General features: G+C 72.4%; 21 protein-coding genes. 3 read left to right on the top strand and 18 right to left on the bottom strand.

The genetic code is table 11. The features are described from left to right. Positions 1 to 5: 5 nt before the first annotated feature. Genes B2363_RS09605 through B2363_RS09585 form a run of 5 tightly spaced genes read right to left on the bottom strand, consistent with a single transcriptional unit; the run spans position 6 to position 3,931 of the window. On the bottom strand, positions 6 to 926 hold the full coding sequence (locus tag B2363_RS09605) for a tyrosine recombinase XerC (protein ID WP_286929809.1): 921 nt from the start codon (positions 924 to 926) through the stop codon (positions 6 to 8). Positions 927 to 970: 44 nt separating this feature from the next. Next, positions 971 to 2,002, bottom strand: coding sequence for a sulfate/molybdate ABC transporter ATP-binding protein (locus tag B2363_RS09600; RefSeq protein WP_286929808.1), 1,032 nt, complete (start codon positions 2,000 to 2,002; stop codon positions 971 to 973). Further along, positions 1,996 to 2,781, bottom strand: coding sequence for an ABC transporter permease (locus tag B2363_RS09595; RefSeq protein ID WP_286929807.1), 786 nt, complete (start codon positions 2,779 to 2,781; stop codon positions 1,996 to 1,998). The genes B2363_RS09600 and B2363_RS09595 overlap by 7 nt, the downstream gene beginning before the upstream one ends. After that, positions 2,778 to 3,530, bottom strand: coding sequence for a molybdate ABC transporter substrate-binding protein (gene modA, locus B2363_RS09590; RefSeq protein WP_286929806.1), 753 nt, complete (start codon positions 3,528 to 3,530; stop codon positions 2,778 to 2,780). The genes B2363_RS09595 and modA overlap by 4 nt, the downstream gene beginning before the upstream one ends. Next, positions 3,527 to 3,931 (bottom strand): TOBE domain-containing protein, encoded by a 405-nt coding sequence (locus tag B2363_RS09585; RefSeq protein WP_286929805.1) that lies wholly within the window; start codon positions 3,929 to 3,931, stop codon positions 3,527 to 3,529. The genes modA and B2363_RS09585 overlap by 4 nt, the downstream gene beginning before the upstream one ends. A gap of 45 nt (positions 3,932 to 3,976) precedes the next feature. Here B2363_RS09585 and glp point away from each other — a divergent pair, with 45 nt between their 5' ends. From glp to B2363_RS09570, 3 genes are read left to right on the top strand one after another with little or no spacing between them, the layout of a single operon-like run. After that, positions 3,977 to 5,200, top strand: coding sequence for a gephyrin-like molybdotransferase Glp (gene glp, locus B2363_RS09580; protein ID WP_286929804.1), 1,224 nt, complete (start codon positions 3,977 to 3,979; stop codon positions 5,198 to 5,200). Continuing rightward, entirely contained in the window at positions 5,197 to 5,688 is a 492-nt protein-coding gene (gene moaC / locus B2363_RS09575) for a cyclic pyranopterin monophosphate synthase MoaC (RefSeq protein WP_181756330.1), read from the top strand. Before glp ends, moaC begins: the two co-directional genes overlap by 4 nt. Then, positions 5,681 to 6,187 carry a MogA/MoaB family molybdenum cofactor biosynthesis protein gene (locus B2363_RS09570; RefSeq protein ID WP_286929803.1) on the top strand — a complete coding sequence of 169 codons (507 nt, stop codon included), beginning with the start codon at positions 5,681 to 5,683 and terminating at the stop codon, positions 6,185 to 6,187. Before moaC ends, B2363_RS09570 begins: the two co-directional genes overlap by 8 nt. An 8-nt stretch (positions 6,188 to 6,195) precedes the next feature. Here the strand turns inward: B2363_RS09570 and B2363_RS09565 are convergent, their stop codons facing one another. The 13 genes from B2363_RS09565 to rimM form a co-directional block, all read right to left on the bottom strand. Next, positions 6,196 to 6,861 carry a class I SAM-dependent methyltransferase gene (locus B2363_RS09565; protein WP_286929802.1) on the bottom strand — a complete coding sequence of 222 codons (666 nt, stop codon included), beginning with the start codon at positions 6,859 to 6,861 and terminating at the stop codon, positions 6,196 to 6,198. Between the two features lie 5 nt (positions 6,862 to 6,866). Beyond that, positions 6,867 to 7,982 carry a DNA-processing protein DprA gene (gene dprA / locus B2363_RS09560; RefSeq protein WP_286929801.1) on the bottom strand — a complete coding sequence of 372 codons (1,116 nt, stop codon included), beginning with the start codon at positions 7,980 to 7,982 and terminating at the stop codon, positions 6,867 to 6,869. Beyond that, positions 7,979 to 9,553 (bottom strand): YifB family Mg chelatase-like AAA ATPase, encoded by a 1,575-nt coding sequence (locus tag B2363_RS09555; protein WP_286929800.1) that lies wholly within the window; start codon positions 9,551 to 9,553, stop codon positions 7,979 to 7,981. The genes dprA and B2363_RS09555 overlap by 4 nt, the downstream gene beginning before the upstream one ends. Further along, positions 9,553 to 9,915 (bottom strand): YraN family protein, encoded by a 363-nt coding sequence (locus tag B2363_RS09550; RefSeq protein WP_286929799.1) that lies wholly within the window; start codon positions 9,913 to 9,915, stop codon positions 9,553 to 9,555. The genes B2363_RS09555 and B2363_RS09550 overlap by 1 nt, the downstream gene beginning before the upstream one ends. Positions 9,916 to 10,009: 94 nt before the next feature. Continuing rightward, positions 10,010 to 11,362 (bottom strand): MFS transporter, encoded by a 1,353-nt coding sequence (locus B2363_RS09545; protein WP_286929798.1) that lies wholly within the window; start codon positions 11,360 to 11,362, stop codon positions 10,010 to 10,012. Positions 11,363 to 11,368: 6 nt separating this feature from the next. Further along, positions 11,369 to 11,677 carry a DUF2469 domain-containing protein gene (locus B2363_RS09540; protein WP_078700258.1) on the bottom strand — a complete coding sequence of 103 codons (309 nt, stop codon included), beginning with the start codon at positions 11,675 to 11,677 and terminating at the stop codon, positions 11,369 to 11,371. After that, positions 11,674 to 12,384: a ribonuclease HII gene (locus B2363_RS09535; protein WP_286929797.1), complete on the bottom strand. Its 711-nt coding sequence runs from the start codon at positions 12,382 to 12,384 to the stop codon at positions 11,674 to 11,676. Before B2363_RS09535 ends, B2363_RS09540 begins: the two co-directional genes overlap by 4 nt. Beyond that, positions 12,381 to 13,034: a signal peptidase I gene (gene lepB / locus B2363_RS09530; protein WP_181756324.1), complete on the bottom strand. Its 654-nt coding sequence runs from the start codon at positions 13,032 to 13,034 to the stop codon at positions 12,381 to 12,383. The genes B2363_RS09535 and lepB (B2363_RS09530) overlap by 4 nt, the downstream gene beginning before the upstream one ends. Positions 13,035 to 13,083: 49 nt before the next feature. Beyond that, positions 13,084 to 13,749: a signal peptidase I gene (gene lepB / locus B2363_RS09525; protein ID WP_286929796.1), complete on the bottom strand. Its 666-nt coding sequence runs from the start codon at positions 13,747 to 13,749 to the stop codon at positions 13,084 to 13,086. 74 nt (positions 13,750 to 13,823) lie between these two features. Continuing rightward, the gene (gene rplS, locus B2363_RS09520) at positions 13,824 to 14,174 is read right to left on the bottom strand and encodes a 50S ribosomal protein L19 (protein WP_181756322.1); all 351 of its coding nucleotides are present in this window, start codon (positions 14,172 to 14,174) and stop codon (positions 13,824 to 13,826) included. A 177-nt stretch (positions 14,175 to 14,351) separates the two neighbouring features. Next, complete coding sequence (locus B2363_RS09515) at positions 14,352 to 15,578, bottom strand: ammonium transporter (RefSeq protein WP_181756321.1); 1,227 nt, start codon at positions 15,576 to 15,578, stop codon at positions 14,352 to 14,354. A 118-nt stretch (positions 15,579 to 15,696) separates the two neighbouring features. Beyond that, complete coding sequence (gene trmD / locus B2363_RS09510) at positions 15,697 to 16,386, bottom strand: tRNA (guanosine(37)-N1)-methyltransferase TrmD (protein WP_286929795.1); 690 nt, start codon at positions 16,384 to 16,386, stop codon at positions 15,697 to 15,699. Then, a partial coding sequence (gene rimM / locus B2363_RS09505) for a ribosome maturation factor RimM (RefSeq protein WP_286929794.1) occupies positions 16,386 to 16,798 on the bottom strand: 413 nt, incomplete at its 5' end. The genes rimM and trmD, both read right to left, overlap by 1 nt.

The following is a 16,798-nucleotide window of genomic DNA, read 5'->3' as shown; positions in this document are numbered from 1 at the left end:
GGTCGTCAGGCGCGCGGGTGGGCCTGGGTGAAGGCGGCACGCAGGCGGTCGGCGCTGACGTGCGTGTAGATCTGCGTGGTGCCGAGCGAGGCGTGACCCAGCAGCTCCTGCACCGACCGCAGGTCCGCACCGCCCTCGAGCAGGTGGGTGGCGGCGGTGTGGCGCAGTCCGTGAGGTCCCACGTCGGGCGCGTCCGGCACGGCGGCCACGCGCTCGTGGACGATGCGGCGGACGACCCGCGCGTCGATGCGGCCGCCCCGGGCACCCAGGAACAGGGCAGGCCCGCTGCCTGCCACCGCGAGGGCCGGACGTCCCCGCTCGAGCCACGCCGCGACGGCCTCCTGGGCTGGCACGCCGTACGGGACCATCCGCTCCTTCGAGCCCTTGCCCATGACCCGCAGCACCCGGCGGGATGTGTCGAGGTCGTCCACGTCGGCACCCACCAGCTCGCCCACGCGGATGCCCGTCGCCCACAGCAGCTCGATCACCGCGAGGTCGCGCAGGCCCGTCGGACCGTCGTCCTCGATCGAATCGACGATCGCGTCGATGACGCCGCGCATGTCGGACTGGCTCAGCGCCGGCGGCAGGGTGCGGTGCGCCTTCGGGGCGGCCAGCAGGGCCCCGGCGTCCGTCGGCGCGCGGCCGGTGCGCTCGAGCCACGCGGTGAAGACCCGCGCGGCGGTCGAGCGGCGCGCCATCGTCGTGCGCGCCCGTCCTCGCGTCTGCAGGTTCGCCAGCCAGCTGCGCAGGGTGCGGATCGTCAGGTCCGCCGGGTCCTCGACGTGCAGCAGGGTGGCGTGCGCGGCCAGGCTGCCGAGGTCGGTCAGGTAGGCACGGACCGTGTGGTCCGAGAGATCGCGCTCCTGGCACAGGTGACGCTCGTAGTCGGCCAGCGTGCGGGCCCAGGCCTCGGAGCAGTCAGTCACGCGTCCCACTCTCGCACCGGCGATCGGTGAATCGCGGGAGGCCGTCAGGCCGGGTCGAGCCGGACCTCGGTGGCCTTGATGCTCATCCAGACATCGCGTCCCGGCTCGAGCTCCAGCTCTGCGGCGGCGGCGGTGGTCACGTCGGCGAGCCATCCCGAGATCTCCACCCGACAGGTCGCCCCGCGGACCTCGATCCCGGTGACCACCCCGGGCAGCACATTGCGCGGGCTCCCTCCCGGCCGCTCCCGATGGATCGCCACGGCGCTGGGCGCGAAGGTGGCGATCGCGGCGGCGCCCACGTCCAGCGTGCGGCGCGGGATCCCCGCGAGCTCGCGACCGTCCGCACTGCGGAGGTGATCCGGTCCCGTGGCCACGCCCTCCACGAGGTTCACCCCGGCCAGGGCGGCGCCGAACGCACTGCGCGGGTGCGTCAGCACGTCACGCGCCGTGCCCTCGTGGACGACACGTCCCGCCTCCACGATCACCGCGCGGTCGGCCAGGGTCATCGCGTCGAGGGGGTCGTGGGTCACGAGCACCGTCGCGGTCCCGGCCAGGACCCGGCGCAGGACTCGCCGCACCTCGGGCACCGCTTCGACGTCCAGCGCCGCCAGCGGCTCGTCCAGCAGCACCACGTCGGGTTCCACCGCCAGGGCCCGGGCGATCGCCACCCGCTGGGCCTGGCCGCCCGACAGTTGACGCGGACGACGGTCGGCCAGCGCCGACGCTCCCACCTGGTCCAGCCAGTGATCGGCGAGACCGGCGTCGCGACCGACGCTGCGCGGACCGAACGCGACGTTCTCACGCACCGTGAGGTGGGGGAACAGCCGGGGCTGCTGTCCCAGCAGCGCCACGGATCGGCGGTGGGGCGGCACCCACTGCCCCTCCCCCGCCAGGACCCGGTCACCGACACGGACGTGCGCCTCTGCCGGCCGCAGGAGGCCGGCGACGGTGGCCAGGACGGTCGACTTCCCGGCTCCGTTCGGCCCCATGAGCGCCACCGTCTCGCCGGAAGCCACATGGAACCGCAGGTCGACCCCGCGGGCGGGATCGCGCACGCGCGCCGCGAGGCTCACCACGGCGATCGCCCCGGACGGTGGACGACCGCGATCACGACGACCGCCACCGCGACCAGCAGGAACGCCAGGGCCGCGGCCGCATCGGGGTCGACCTCGCGCTGCAGGTAGATCTCGGTCGGCAGTGCGCGCGTCACCCCTTGCAGGCTGCCGGCGAACGTGACCGTGGCGCCGAACTCCCCGAGCGCCCGCGCGAAGGACAGGACGGTTCCGGCCACGAGACCGGGCGCCACCAGGGGCAGGGTCACCCGGCCCAGCACCCGGCCGGGAGCGGCGCCGAGCGTTGCCGCGACGTCCGCGTAACCCGGGTCGGCAGCACGCAGCGCGCCCTCGAGGGTGATGACGAGGAACGGGAGCGACACGAACGTCTGGGCCAGCACCACGGCCACCGTCGTGAAGGCGATCTCGACGCCGAACGCCTCCAGGTGCTGGCCCAGCCGGCCGCGCCGCCCGAACGTGGCCAGCAGCGCGATGCCGCCGACCACGGGTGGCAGCACCAGCGGCACCAGGACCACGGCACGGACCACCGATGACCAGTGCCCCGAGGACCGGGCGAGCAACAGCGACAGCGGCACGCCGAGCAGGAGGCACAGCACCGTGCTGACGGCCGCCGTCCGCAGGCTGAGCCCCAGCGCCGCCCGGGACGACTCGCTCGTCACGAGGCCCAGGAAGTCGCCCCACTCCACGCGCAACACCAGTCCGGCCAGCGGCAGCGCCAGCAGTGCCAGCCCGACGAGCGCCGGAAGGGCGATCCAGCGTGGGACGTCGGACCGGCCCGTCACGGCGCGCCGAAGCCGGCGGCCGCGAGGACCTCGCGTCCCGCCTCGCTCGTGACGAACCGGACGAACGCATCCGCCGACTCGTCGGCCTCCAGTGCCACGACCGGGTAGCGGTTGACGACCTCGCCCGCGCCCGCCGCGTCGACGCCTCGCACGGCGTCACCCGCACCGATCACGTCGGTGCGGTAGACGATCCCCGCGTCGGCCTCACCGCTGGTGACCTTCCCCAGCACGTCGGTCACCGACTGCTCCTCGCTGACCGGGTCCACGTCCAGCGCGCTCTTCGCCAGCAGGGTGCGGGTGGCCGCGCCGCACGGCACCTGGGGAGCGCACAGGACCACCTTCACGCCCGAATCCGCCAGGTCGGCGAGGGCATCCACGCGAACCGCGTCATCGGCCGGCGTGACGATCTGCAGCGTGTTCGTCGCGAAGACCTCGGGGGCGAGGGCCGTGTCGGATGCACCGGTCACCCGGGCCATGGTCTGCTCGTCCGCCGAGGCGAACACGTCGGCCGGGGCGCCCTCGGCGATCTGGGCCGCAAGATCGGACGAGCCACCGAACGAGAGCCTGACCTCCACGCCGTCGTGCTCGACCTCGAAGCGCTCCGCGAGCTCGGTGAACGTGGACGTGAGCGAGGCCGCCGCGAACACCGTCAGCGTGCGCTGCTCGCCCCCGTCACCGTCGTCGCTGCTGCATCCGGCGGCCGTCAGCAAGGCGACCAGCGCAAGGGCCGCGGCGCCCGCACGCCTCACGCCTGGTCCTTGGGGATCTCGATCGCCACGTTCGTGGCCTTGACCACGGCCACCGCGACGACGCCCGGCTCGAGGCCGAGCTCGCGGACCGACTCCGTGCTGATGAGCGACACGACCCGGTGAGCGCCACACTGCAGCTCGACCTGCGACATGACGCGATCGCTGAGGACCTCGGTCACGATGCCGACGAACCGGTTGCGTGCCGAGCGCCTGACGGCGGTCGGGTCCGGAGCCGATCTGCCCTCGACCCGCACGTAGTCGGCGAGGGCGCGCCCCTCGACCACAGTCCGGCCGGAGCCGTCCTTGTCCGCGGCGAGCCGCCCGGACGCGATCAGGCGGCGTACGGTGTCGGTGCTGACTCCGAGGAAGTCAGCGGCATCGGCAACACGCACTTGAGACATGAAAGCGATACTAGCGGCTCAGATGCGACTCGGGCAGGAGCAAGGATGAGCAGGTCGGTCGAGGAACATGTCCACGCGGTGGCCGAGGTGATCCGGCGCGCCGCTCAACGACGCGCCCAGGACCAGCCCGTCCGACGACCGGTGACCGAGGAGCTCACCGGCCGACTCGCCGCGCCCGCCGTCGCGCGACTGGACGTCCCCGGCTTCGACAACAGCCAGATGGACGGGTTCGCCGTCCATGCCGCTGATCTCGCCCGCGCCGACATCGCGCCCGTGACGCTGCCCACCGTGGCGCACGTCGTGGCCGGCGACGCCCACCCGCCCCGACTCGACCCGGGCTCCGCCGCGCCGATCATGACGGGCGCCCCCATCCCGCTCGGCGCCGACGCCGTCGTCCCCGTGGAGCGCACCGGCGCGGGCGAGTTCGGCCCGGTCGGCGGCGGGGCGCTGATCGAGTTCCGCGAGCCCGTTCAGCCGGGGACGTTCGTGCGCACCGTCGGTGCCGACGTGACCTCCGGCGCGACGGTTCTCGAGGCCGGTGCTCCCCTTCACCCGGCGGCGATCGGCGCCCTCGTCGTGGCGGGCGTCGAGTCGGTCGAGGTCGCGCCGCCGCTGAGGCTGGCCGTGGTGGGCACCGGCGCGGAGCTGGTGAGCGGCGCGGTCCCCGACTCGAACTCGCGGGCGCTGGCCGCCCACGCGCGCGAGCTCGGACTCCCCGTGACCACACACGTGGTGCCCGACGACCCGGATCTGCTGGGCGACGTGCTCGCACAGCTGGCCGCCGGCCACGACCTTGTCATCACGACCGGCGGGGTGAGCGCGGGTACGCGTGAGGTCGTCCGTCAGACCCTGGAGGGAACGCCGGGCGCGTGGTTCGACCACGTGGCGGTGCAGCCCGGCGGCCCGCAGGGCCTGGCCTCGGTGCTCGCCGGCGACCGCGAGGTCCCCGTGGTGTGCCTGCCCGGCAATCCCGTCAGTGTCCTGGTCTCCTTCGAGCTGTTCCTCCGAGCGCCCCTCGCCCGCGCGGCAGGACGCGTGGCCCAGCGGCCGTCCGGATCAGCGCCCCTCGCGGAGCCGTTGGCCTCCCCCGCCGGACGCCTGCAGGCGCGTCGTGGCACCTTGCAGGCCGACGGCACCGTCAGCCTGGTCGGCGCGGCCGGCTCCCACCTCGCGGTGTCCTACGCCCGGGCGGACGTCCTCGTCCTCGTGCCCGAGCACGTCACGGCACTCGAGGCCGGCGATACCGTGGAGTGGTGGAGGATCGCATGAGCACCGGACCGGGCGACGAGAAGGACCTGTCACACTACCGCGCGGACGGCAGCGCCCACATGGTCGACGTCTCGGCGAAGGCGACCACCCGGCGCGAGGCCACCGCCTCCGGCCTCCTGCGCACGCGGGCCGACGTGGTCGAGCGGATCATGACCGGCGACCTTCCCAAGGGCGAGGCCCTGGCCACCGCGCGCATCGCGGGCATCCTCGCCGCGAAGCAGACCCCCTTCCTCGTGCCGATGTGCCATCCGTTGTCGCTCGCGGCGATCACCGTCGACTTCCGCGCCCTCGACGACGCCGTGCGCATCGAGGCGACCGTGGCCACGACCGGCCCCACCGGGGTCGAGATGGAGGCGCTGACCGCGGTCAGTGTGGCCGCCCTGACGCTCTTCGACATGGTGAAGGCGGTCGACCACACCGCGCGGATCGACGCCGTCCAGGTCGAGGCGAAGACCGGCGGGACCCACGACTGGACCCGCGATGAGTGACCAGGACCGTCACGCCCTCGGCGTCGTCGTCTGCTCCACACGAGCGGCCGCCGGCAGCCGTGAGGACCTCACCGGACCTCGGATCGCCCAGTGGGGACGCGACCGGGGCTTCGAGGTGTCGGGCCCGCACGTCGTGCCCGACGGGCCCGAGGTGGCCGACGTCCTGCGCCGCCTCGTCGACCAGGGCTGTGCGCTGGTCGTGACCACCGGTGGCACGGGGTTCACCGATGACGACCACACGCCGGAGGCGACCTCCGCGCTCATCGACCGTCCGGCCCCGGGCATCGCGGAGGCCCTGCGCGCCCGTGGCCTGCGCACGACGCCGCACGCCGCACTCTCGCGGGGCGTGGCAGGCATCAGCGGGCACACCCTGCTGGTGAACCTGCCCGGATCCACCGGAGGGGTGCGCGAGGGCCTCGAGGTGCTCGGCGAGATCGTCGATCACGCACTGGACCAGCTCGGTCACGGCAGGCCGAGCGACCGCCCGCTGCACACCTGACGGGCGCCTCAGGCGAGGCGCTGCAGCAGCAGGACCCCGTCGCGCAGCACGACCTGCTCGCCGGTGGGCGCGAACGCGGTGCGGTCGCGCACCTCCGCGACGACCGTGCGCCAGGCGTCGGCCGGGAGGTCGAGCATCGCCAGGTCCGACTCCGGCGTGGGGAAGTCCATCTCCTGCACGTGGTCGTGGTCGTGGGCGTGGGCCCACGGGGGCGCCTCGGCGTGGGCGATCACGAGCAGGTGTCCGTCCACCGCGACGCGGTCGGCTCCCGTCCTGAGGATCCGGGCCCGGTCGAGGGCGACGGGCGACTGCAGGAACGACGCCGTGACGAGGTCGAACGCCTGCGTCGACGACCAGGTGTCGAGGTCGGCGGCCACCCAGGTGACCCGCTCGCTCAGCCCGGCGCGCTCCGCCGCGGCCTCGGCGCGAGCGAGGGCCGTCGGCGAGATGTCGATGCCCGTGACGGACCAGCCACGCTCGGCCAGCCACAGGGCGTCCCCGCCCTCTCCTGCGCCGAGATCGAGAGCCGAGCCGGCGGGGAGGTCGGCGGCGATCTGCGCGAGGGCGGTGTTGACGTGCCCCGACCACACACCGTCGCTGGAGCCGTACTTGTCCTCCCAGTGGGCGAAGACCTCGTCAGCCTGCTCGGGATCCATGGCCTCGGAGTGGTTCACCCGGTTCAACCTACCCCCTGCACGCCACCGGGGACCCGGTCGCGACGCCACCCGTTCCCGTCGCCCACGACCACGGCGTGACGCTCGAGCTCACGGAGCGCACGCAGCACCGGGACCGGGCTGAGGCGCAGCGCGGCCGCCACCTGCTCGGCCGGTTGCGGCTCGGCTCCGAGCCGCAACCAGACCCGCCGCGCCGCCGGGCTGATCGCCGGCAGGTCGGCGTCCACGACGCCGAAGGTGTCGGCCACGACGTCACGGCCGGAGGTGACCAGCAGTGCCTTGCCGTCGCGGACGGCGAGGTGGGTGCCGCACGAGGCCTGCGACGTGATCGGACCGGGCACGACCATCGTGGTGCGGCCCAGCTGGTCGGCCCAGTGCAGGGTGTTGAGGGACCCGCTGCGGCGGGCCGCCTCGACGACCACCACGCCGACGCTCAACGCCGCGATGAGCCGGTTGCGCACCAGGAAGCGGTGCCGTTGCGGCTCGGCACCGGGCGCGAACTCGCTGATCACCAGGCCCTCCTCGCCGATGCGGCGCAGCAGGGCCGCATGGGCCTTGGGGTAGTCGACGTCGACGCCGCACGCCAGCACCGCCACCGTGGGCCCACCCGCGAGCAGGGCCCCGCGGTGGGCGCAGGCGTCGATCCCGAACGCCGCGCCACTGACGACGGCGTGGCCCTGGTCGGCACAGTCGGCGGCGATGTCGCTGGCGGCCTCGGCCCCGTAGGTCGTGCAGCCGCGCGCGCCGACCACGGCCACCGGCGCGGCCGCGATCGAGGACAGGTCGCCGCCGCCGCGCACCCAGAGCCCGAGTGGGGCGCCGGCCACCTGACCGATGCCGTCGATCTGGTCGAGGTCGTCGAGGGCCACGGGCCACGCCGACGAGCCGGGGACGACCCAGCGACCGCCCGCCTCCTCCGCCCTCCGCAGCGCATGATCGGCCCGGCGCGGGGCCTCGGCGGCGGCCTCGTGCCACGGCCCGGGGATCTCGGGGCCGCCCCGCACGACTGCCTGCCAGAGCTCGACGGGGTCACACCGCTCGCGCCAGGCGACGAGGCGGGGGTCGCCGGGCTCGACGACGAGCGAGAGCAGCAGTCGGGTGCGGGACTGGCTCCTGGTCATGCCGCCCCCAGCAGGCCGAGGAGCTCGCCGCCGATGGCACTGCCCCGGCGCAGGTCGAGCGCGGCCTGCACGTCGTCGATCGTGGGCCGGTCGTGCCCGCAGAGGTCGGCGATGCTCCACGCGAGCCGCAGCACGCGATCGGCCGATCTCGGCGTGACCTTGTGCCCGCGCACCTGCTGCTCGAGCAGCCGGCTGCCGTCGTCGTGAGCCGGCCAGACCTTGCGCAGCTCCACCCCCGGCACGGCCGCGTTGACGCGCCAGGGCGTGTCCACGAGGCGCCGTCGCTGGCGGTCCCGGGCCTGCGCCACCCGCTCGGCCAGCTCGCCGGTGGTGGGCCGGGCGATCAGCCCGTGCACGAGATCCCGACGCGACGGCTCCACCAGGGTGCGGTGGATGTCGATGCGGTCGCGGATCGGTCCGGACAGCCGGTCGGCGTAACGCCGCCGCGTGGCCGCAGGGCACTCGCACCGCTGCATCACCGAGCCGGCGTGACCGCACGGGCACGGGTTGGTGGCGAGGACCAGCTGGAATCGTGCGGGGAAGACGGCCGTCTGCGCGGCCCGTGACACCACCACCTGCCCGCTCTCCAGCGGCTGCCTCAGGGCTTCGAGGACGTTGCTCGCGAACTCGGGCGCCTCGTCGAGGAAGAGCACGCCGTGGTGGGCCAGCGACATCGCACCGGGCCGCACCACCCGGCTGCCGCCGCCGACCACCGCGGCGGCACTGGCGGTGTGGTGCGGCTCGAGGAACGGCGGTCGCACCAGCATCGGCAGGTCCGACGGAAGGACTCCGGCGAGGGAGTGCAGGGCACTGACCTCGAGCGAGTCGTTCGGGTCCAGGTCGGGCAGCAGCGCGGGCAGGCGCTGCGCGAGCATCGTCTTGCCGACGCCGGGCGGGCCCGTGAGCAGCAGGTGGTGACCACCACTGGCGGCGATCACCGTGGCCAGGCACGCGTCGTCCTGGCCGACGACGTCGGTGAGATCGAGCTCGCCGCTGAGCGCCACCCCGCTCCAGCCGTCCCCCGCCTCACTCAGTGGCGGCACGGGTGGATCCTCGGGCTCCTCCTCGCCGCGCAGCATCGCGACGACCTGGCGCAGCGACCGCACGCCGACCACCGCGATCGATGGCACCAGCCGCGCCTCGTTCACGTTCGACTCGGGGACCACGACGCGCTCGAACCCGGCCTCGGCCGCGGCGAGGGTGGCGGGCAGGACGCCGCGCACGGGCCGCAGGCGACCGTCGAGGGCCAGCTCGCCGAGGAAGACGGTGCCCGCCAACGTCTCGACCGGCACCACGGCCTTCGCCGCGAACACGCCCAGCCCCATGGCCAGGTCGTAGTGGGGACCGCTCTTGGGCAGACTGGACGGCGCGAGGTTGATCGTTACGCGGGTGTCGGGCCACGACGTCCCCGAGTTCACCACGGCCGACCGCACCCGGTTGCGGGCCTCGCTGACCGTGGCGTCCGCCAGTCCGACCACCACGGTGGCCGAGAGCCCCGAGGCGATGTCGACCTCCACCTCGACCGGCCGCCCCGTGAGGCCGTCGAGCGCGATCGAGTGCACGGCGGCCATCACGCCACCCCCGCGATCCGCTCGACCCGCGGGCCCCCGCTGCGCGGGACCCACACCGTGACGACGTCGATGCGCACCCCGTCGGGGCTCACGCCGTGGACGTCGAGCCAGTGCGCCAGCGACCGGCGCAGGATCGTGACCTTGCGATCGGACACCGACTCCAGGGCCGTGCCGTGGGTGGTGCTGGTGCGGGTCTTGACCTCGCACACCACGAGGGTGTCGCCGTCGCGCGCGACGATGTCGATCTCTCCGTGCTGGCAGGTCCAGTTGCGGGCGAGGATCACCATCCCGAGGCTTCGCAGGTGGTCGGCGGCGATCCGTTCGCCGTAGGCGCCGAGGGCCTGGTTGCGCGCGTAGGTCATGGGACGAGCCTCCCGGCCCGCAGCGCCGGGGAGAAGGTCCCGCGGCATGCCTGTGGACGACGCCAGCCGGGCCGCCGCGGCCTGTGGACGAGCGTCAGCCCGCGGTCACGCCGGACACCGCGTCGTCGCGGTAGCGGTCGGACAGCACCCGGTAGGAGCGCGTCCCGAACGCCGCCAGGGAGATCACCACCATGACCAGTCCGGCGAAGAAGAAGATCAGCGCGATGCCGCGCGCGTCGCCGTACCCCACCAGCCATGCCCACCGCTGCGCGCCGGCCTCGGACTCCATCATCGGGATCACCCAGAACTCCGCGATGGGGGCGACGAGGAAGGCGGTGACGGGAGCCGCGGCCGCCTCGAAGGCCTGGGCGAACCCGAAGACCCGGCCCTGGCTGGTGAACGGCACGACGCGCTGGATCACGGTCTGCTCGGCCGCCTCCACGGCGGGCACGATCAGCAGGAACAGCCAGATGCCGGCGATGCACAGCCACGCCGACTCGCGCAGCGTGAAGGTCGCGTTGATCACCCCCATCGCCGCCAGCACCCATAGCATCGTGCGGAGCGGGTTGGAGCCCAGCCCCCACCGGGCGATCACGAGACCGCCGAGGATGAAGCCCGTGGACGCCACGCCGAAGACCAGGCCCCACTCCTCGACGGTGAAGAGCGTCAGCCCGTAGGGGTCGACGAGCGCGATGAACACGCCCGAGACGAGGTTGTTGAACGTCGTGAGCACGATGAGCGCGAACAGCCCGGGCACCAGCGCGATCGCGGCGAGGGCTCCCCGGACGTCGACCGTCGGGCGCTTCCCGTCCTCGTCGGCGGCCGGCTGCTCCTCCGCGATCCGCACGAAGAGCAGGTGGACGACCGTGCACACCGTGAGGACGTTGGCGATGACGAGCGTCCATCCCATGCCGAGCTGGCCGATCGCGAGCCCGCTGAAGACGCTGGTGACGATGAACGCCAGGCCCTGCACCGTGCCGACCAGCCCGTTCGCCCGGTCACGGCGGTCGGCCGGGATGAGCAGGGTCACCAGGGTCGACAGCGCGATGTTGCGCAGGCTCTCCACGACCGAGCCGAACAGGACGATGCCCGAGAAGAGCCAGAACCACGGACCGGTCATGTCGACGATCGCCCCGGGTCCCAGCACGGCGTAGAGCACGCCGGCGACCAGGAAGGACGCGGCCGTGGCGAGGCTCGACCCGACCAGCACGTCGCGCTTGCGGTGGCGGTCGACGAGCGTGCCGAACAGCATCGCGAACAGCGCCAGCATGAGCATGTAGGCGCCGCCGACGACGCCGGTGGCCAGGACCGATCGCGTCTCGAGGTAGACCCAGAAGGTCAGCGCGAACCACAGGAAGCTCGTGGTGACGTTGGCGACGAGGGTGTTGACCAGGACGTGCGCGAACGTCCGCGCTCCGTCTCGGGACGGGGCGGGATCGGGCGTCATCGCCGGTCAGGCCGGAGGCAGCTTGACGTCGGAGTCCTGCAGCTCCTCGACGTTCACGTCCTTGAACGTCAGCACCTTGACGTTCTTGGCGAAGCGCGCGGGACGGTAGATGTCCCAGACCCAGGCGTCGGCCATCGTCACCTCGAAGTAGGCGTCACCGGACTCGGAGCGCACCTTCACGTCGACCGCGTTGCACAGGTACAGGCGGCGGTCGGTCTCGACGACGTACTTGAAGATGCCGACGACGTCGCGGTACTCGCGGTAGAGCGAGAGCTCCATCTCGTTCTCGTACCGCTCGAGATCCTCGGCGCTCATCCGGCCACCACCTCTCGCGTCTCGTCGATCTCGACCGTCGTTCCGGACCCGCAGCCCGGCAGCGACCACGAGCGCCGGTGATGGACCGACGGACCGTGCTGCGCGAGCGCCGCGATGTGCTCCGGTGCCGAGTATCCCTTGTTGAGCTCCCAGCCGTACTGAGGATGCTGCGACGCGAGCTCGACCATCAAGGCGTCACGGGTCGTCTTGGCCAGGATGCTGGCGGCGGCGACCGCGGCGCAGCGCAGGTCGGCCTTGATCATCGTGGTCACCGGCGGCACGTCGTCGGACAGGTCGGGCGGGCCGAAGAGGGCCGACTGCTCGGGCACGCTCAGGTAGTCGTGGTTGCCGTCGAGCAGCACCGCGTCGGGGCGCACCGTCAGCTGCGCGAGCGCTCGGTGGCCGGCCAGTCGCATGGCGGCGATGATCCCGTACTGGTCGATCTCGGCGGGGCTCGCGTGGCCGACGCCGTGGACGGGCGCCCACCGACGGATCTTCGGCACCAGCGCCTCGCGCGCCGCTGGGGTGAGCAGCTTGCTGTCGCGCACGCCCTGCGGTGCCGTGCGGGTCTGCTCGGTCACCAGGACCATGCCGATCGTGACGGGCCCGCTGAGGGCGCCGCGACCGACCTCGTCACTGCAGGCCAGGGCGGTGCGCCCCGCGCGCAGGAGCTGGCGCTCGACGCGCAGCGACGGCGCCGGGCTCACGGCACCTCGTCGAACGCGTCGGTGCCCTCGATCGTGCCGAAGCGGTTGAGCGGCCACACCCTCAACCATGCCTTGCCGACCACGTCCTCGTCAGCGATGAATCCTCCCCCGGGCTCGCCGAGGTGGGCCCGCGAGTCGGCCGAGTTGCCCCGGTTGTCGCCCTGGACCCACAGGTAGCCCTTCGGGACCTTCACGTCGAAGGTCTGGTCGGCGTTGACCGACGGGTCGGCCAGGTAGGGCTCGTCGATCGGCTCGCCGTTGACCGTGGTGCGGCCCTCGGCGTCGCAGCAGACCACACGGTCGCCACCGGTGCCGATGACGCGCTTGATGAGGTGCCCGCCGGACGGGAACAGCCCGACCAGCTCGAGACCGCGCTGGACCGCGTTCGACGACTCGTCGACGTCGGGTCCGAGCCAGTTGCCGGGATCGCGGAAGACGACGATGTCGCCGCGCTCGGGCCCGCCGCTCCAGTAGGACCACTTCTGCACGAGCAGCTTGTCGTTCTTGACCATCGTCGGGACCATCGAGTCCGACGGGATGTAGAAGGCCTGGAAGAAGAAGGTCTTGACGATCAGCGCCAGGACGAGGGCTGTCGCCACGAGGAGGAGGGACTCCTGCCAGAGCGGCAGTTGACGTTTCTCCTCGGACACCCGATGAGCCTACCGGCTGGCCCCGGGCGAACCGCGCATCGGTGTCGCGTCAGGGCGACGGCACGTCGGCGAACGCGTCGGTCGGCCGGAGGGGCCCGATCCGATCGGTCGGCCAGGCCCTCGCCCACACCCGTCCGACGACCGAGTCGGCGGGGACGAAGCCCTCGCCGGGCTCGTCCTGCATGGCCCGGGAGTCGCGTGAGTCGCCCCGGTTGTCCCCCTCGACCCAGAGCATGCCGCGCGGCACCGTCACCTGGAACGTCCGCGCCGCGTTCGCGCTCACGTCGGCCAGGTACGGCTCGTCGATCGCGTGCCCGTTGACGAGGGTGCGGCCCGCCTCGTCGCAGCAGCGCACCTCGTCACCGGCCACGCCGACGACGCGCTTCACGAGGTAGCCGCCCTGCGGAGCGAGGCCGACGGCTCGCAGTCCGCGCTGGAACGCGGACGGGTCGTCCAGCTCGCCCAGCCACCCGCCAGGGTCCCGGAACACGACCACGTCGCCCCGCTGGGGCTCACCGCCGCGATAGGTCCACTTCTGCACGAGGATGCGGTCGCCCTTCGCCAGCGCCGGGACCATCGAGCTCGAGGGGATGACGAAGGGCTGGACGACGAACGTCGTCACGGCCAGCGCGAGCGCGAGCGTCGCGGACACGTAGACCATCGCGGAGAGCCACCACGGCCGCCGCCGTCGCTGGGCTCGGGGCTCGTCGGTCACCCCGGGATCCTAGCCCCGGACATGCCACGACCCCGCACCCATGAGGGTGCGGGGTCGTCGCGGAGCGGTCGAGATCAGATCTCGCGCTTCTCCTTGATCTTGGCGGCCTTGCCGCGCAGGTTGCGCAGGTAGTACAGCTTGGCGCGACGGACGTCGCCACGGGTGGCGACCTCGATCTTCTCGATGACCGGCGAGTGGACCGGGAACGTACGCTCGACGCCGACGCCGAAGCTCACCTTGCGGACGGTGAACGTGCGGCCGATGCCCGAGCCCTGCACCTTGATGCAGACGCCCTGGAACAGCTGCACACGGGAGCGGTTGCCCTCGACGATGTTGACGTGCACCTTGAGGGTGTCGCCGGCACGGAACTGCGGGATGTCGTCACGCTTGCTCTGCGCTGCGATCTGGTCGATGACGTTCGTCATGGTCTCTCCTCGCCGGGTGCCACAAGTCACCTGCGGAATGTCGGTGTTGCTCGAAGTTTCGGGTGGTGCTGCGTGGAAGCTCCCTCGTGGCAGAGCCGTCCTGCACCAACAGTCCATGATGCCACAGCGCCCCGCCCCCGGAGAAATCGGGGACGGGGCGCCGCAGTGGTGCATGGATCAGTCGAACTTGTACGCGGCGCCGCCGTGCAGGACGTTGTCCAGGCCGGCGACCTCCTCGTCCTCGGTCACGCGGAAGCCGACCGTGGCGTCGATCGCCTTGCCGAGGCCGAAGGCGACGGCGAAGGAGTAGGCCGCGACGAACACCGACGGGATGATCTGGGCGATCAGCTGGTCGATGTTGCCACCGGTGAACAGGCCCGTGTCCGTGGCGAAGAAGCCCAGGTAGAGGCAGCCGATGAAGCCGGCGACCAGGTGCAGGCCGACCACGTCGAGCGAGTCGTCGTAGCCGAGCTTGTACTTGAGGTCGATCGCGAAGCAGCAGACCGCACCGGCCAGCAGGCCCAGGACGATCGCCCAGAACGGCGTCAGGTTGGCGGCCGAGGGAGTGATCGCGACGAGACCGGCGACGATGCCCGAGGCGGCGCCGACGGCGGTCGGCTTCCCGTCCTTGAAGTGCTCGACGACGATGTAGCCCAGGACGCCGGCCGCGGGAGCGGCGATCGTGTTCAGGAAGATGAGCGCGCCCAGGCCGCTCTCGGTCGCCGCGCCGGTGTTGAAGCCGAACCAGCCGAACCACAGGATGGCGGCACCGATGAGGACGAGCGGGACGTTGTGCGGCTCGGCGGCCTCCTTGCTGAAGCCGACCGTGCGCTTGCCCAGCACGAGGGCCAGGGCGAACGCCGCGGCGCCGGCGCTGATGTGGACGACCGTGCCACCGGCCCAGTCGATCGGGACGGCGTCACCGATCGTGAGCGTGCCGATCCAGCCCGTCAGTCCCTCGTCGTCGAAGCCCCAGACCCAGCCCTGCGACGGGAAGTAGACGATCGTGGCCCACAGGCCCGAGAAGAGCATCCAGGGGAAGAAGCGCGCACGGTCCGCGACGGCGCCCGAGATCAGCGCGGTCGTGATCACGGCGAACGTCGAGCCGAACGCCACACCGGCCAGACCGGCGGCGCCGTCACCGGTGGCCAGGTCCTGCAGGGCGAAGTCGGAGAACGGGTTGGCGAGCCAGCCGTCGATGAGGTCGGACGAGCCGGCCGATCCCATGTTGTAGCCGTAGAGGATCCACAGCACGAAGACCAGGCCCATCGCACCGAAGCTGAGCATCATCATCGAGATGACGCTCTGGGCCTTGACGAGTCCGCCGTAGAAGAACGCCAGACCGGGCGTCATGAAAAGCACTAGGGCCGCGCAGATGAGCAGCCAGATCGTCCCGGGTTCCATATCAACCTCTTCGCAGTAGGTAGTTCACGTGTGCTGCGCCCGAGCTCCCTTGCCGCGGCGCTGCAACGATCCTGCTCAAGGCCGATTACGGAGGGCCGCCGGAGCCGTTACGAACGTGTTACTCACTGAGGTCGCGTGTTAAATCGGGACGACGCTGCTGCGTGCGCAGGCGGGACTGCTCCCGCCGCCAGTCCGCGATCCGCCCGTGATCGCCCGACAGGAGGATCGGCGGGACGTCGAGCCCGCGCCACGAGGCGGGCTTGGTGTAGACGGGGTACTCCAGGAGGCCGTCGGCGTGCGACTCCTCCGCGAGGCTCTCGGGGTTGCCCATGAAGCCGGGCAGCAGCCGCACGACCGCCTCGATGATCGCCAGGGCCGCGACCTCTCCCCCGTTGACGACGAAGTCGCCCAGGGAGATCTCGCGGACCTGCCACCGGGTGGCGGCGTGGTCGAGCACGCGCTGGTCGATGCCCTCGTAGCGCCCGCACGCGAACACGAGCTGCTCGGCGCCCGACAGCCGCACCGCCTCGGCGTGCGTGAACGGAGCCCCGGAGGGAGTCGGAACGATGACGATCGCCGCGTCGGTGCAGACGGCGTCCAGCGCCTCGCCCCACGGCTCGGGCTTCATCACCATGCCGGCGCCACCGCCGTAGGGCGTGTCGTCGACCGTGCGGTGACGGTCGTGGGCCCAGTCGCGCAGGTCGTGCGCGTGGAAGTCGACCAAGCCGGCGCGGCGCGCCTTGCCCGGCAGGGACAGCTCCAGCGGAGCGAAGTAGTCGGGGAAGATCGAGAGGGCGTCGATGCGCACTAGCGCACCTCGTCCGCTTCCTCGGGGTTCAGCAGCCCCGGGCGGTCCTCGATCGTGACGGTGCCGGCCTCGAGGTCGACCTCGGGCACGAGCGCCTCGACGAACGGCACCTGGACGCGTCGCCCGTCGACCTCGACCAGCAGGGAGTCGTGGGCGGGCAGGTGCATCACGTCGAGGACGCGACCGCGCGACGTGCCGCCGACCGTGACGGTCAGCCCGACGAGCTGGTGGTCGTAGAAGGCGTCGTCGTCCTCGGGGACCTCGTCGGGATCGACCTCGACCTCGAGGACCGCGCCGTGGAACCGCTCGGCCGCGGTGCGGTCGGGAACCTCCGCGAAGTGGACCAGCCACTTGCCCGAGTGGGGACGGCTGGAGGTGATGGTCAGCTCCCCGTCACGACACAGGACCGACG

Source organism: Aeromicrobium sp. UBA7512 (genome assembly GCF_002476985.1).
Lineage (GTDB): Bacteria > Actinomycetota > Actinomycetes > Propionibacteriales > Nocardioidaceae > Aeromicrobium > Aeromicrobium phoceense.
The sequence above is the reverse complement of the archived record's forward strand: the minus strand, read 5'-3'. Positions and strand labels throughout refer to the sequence as shown.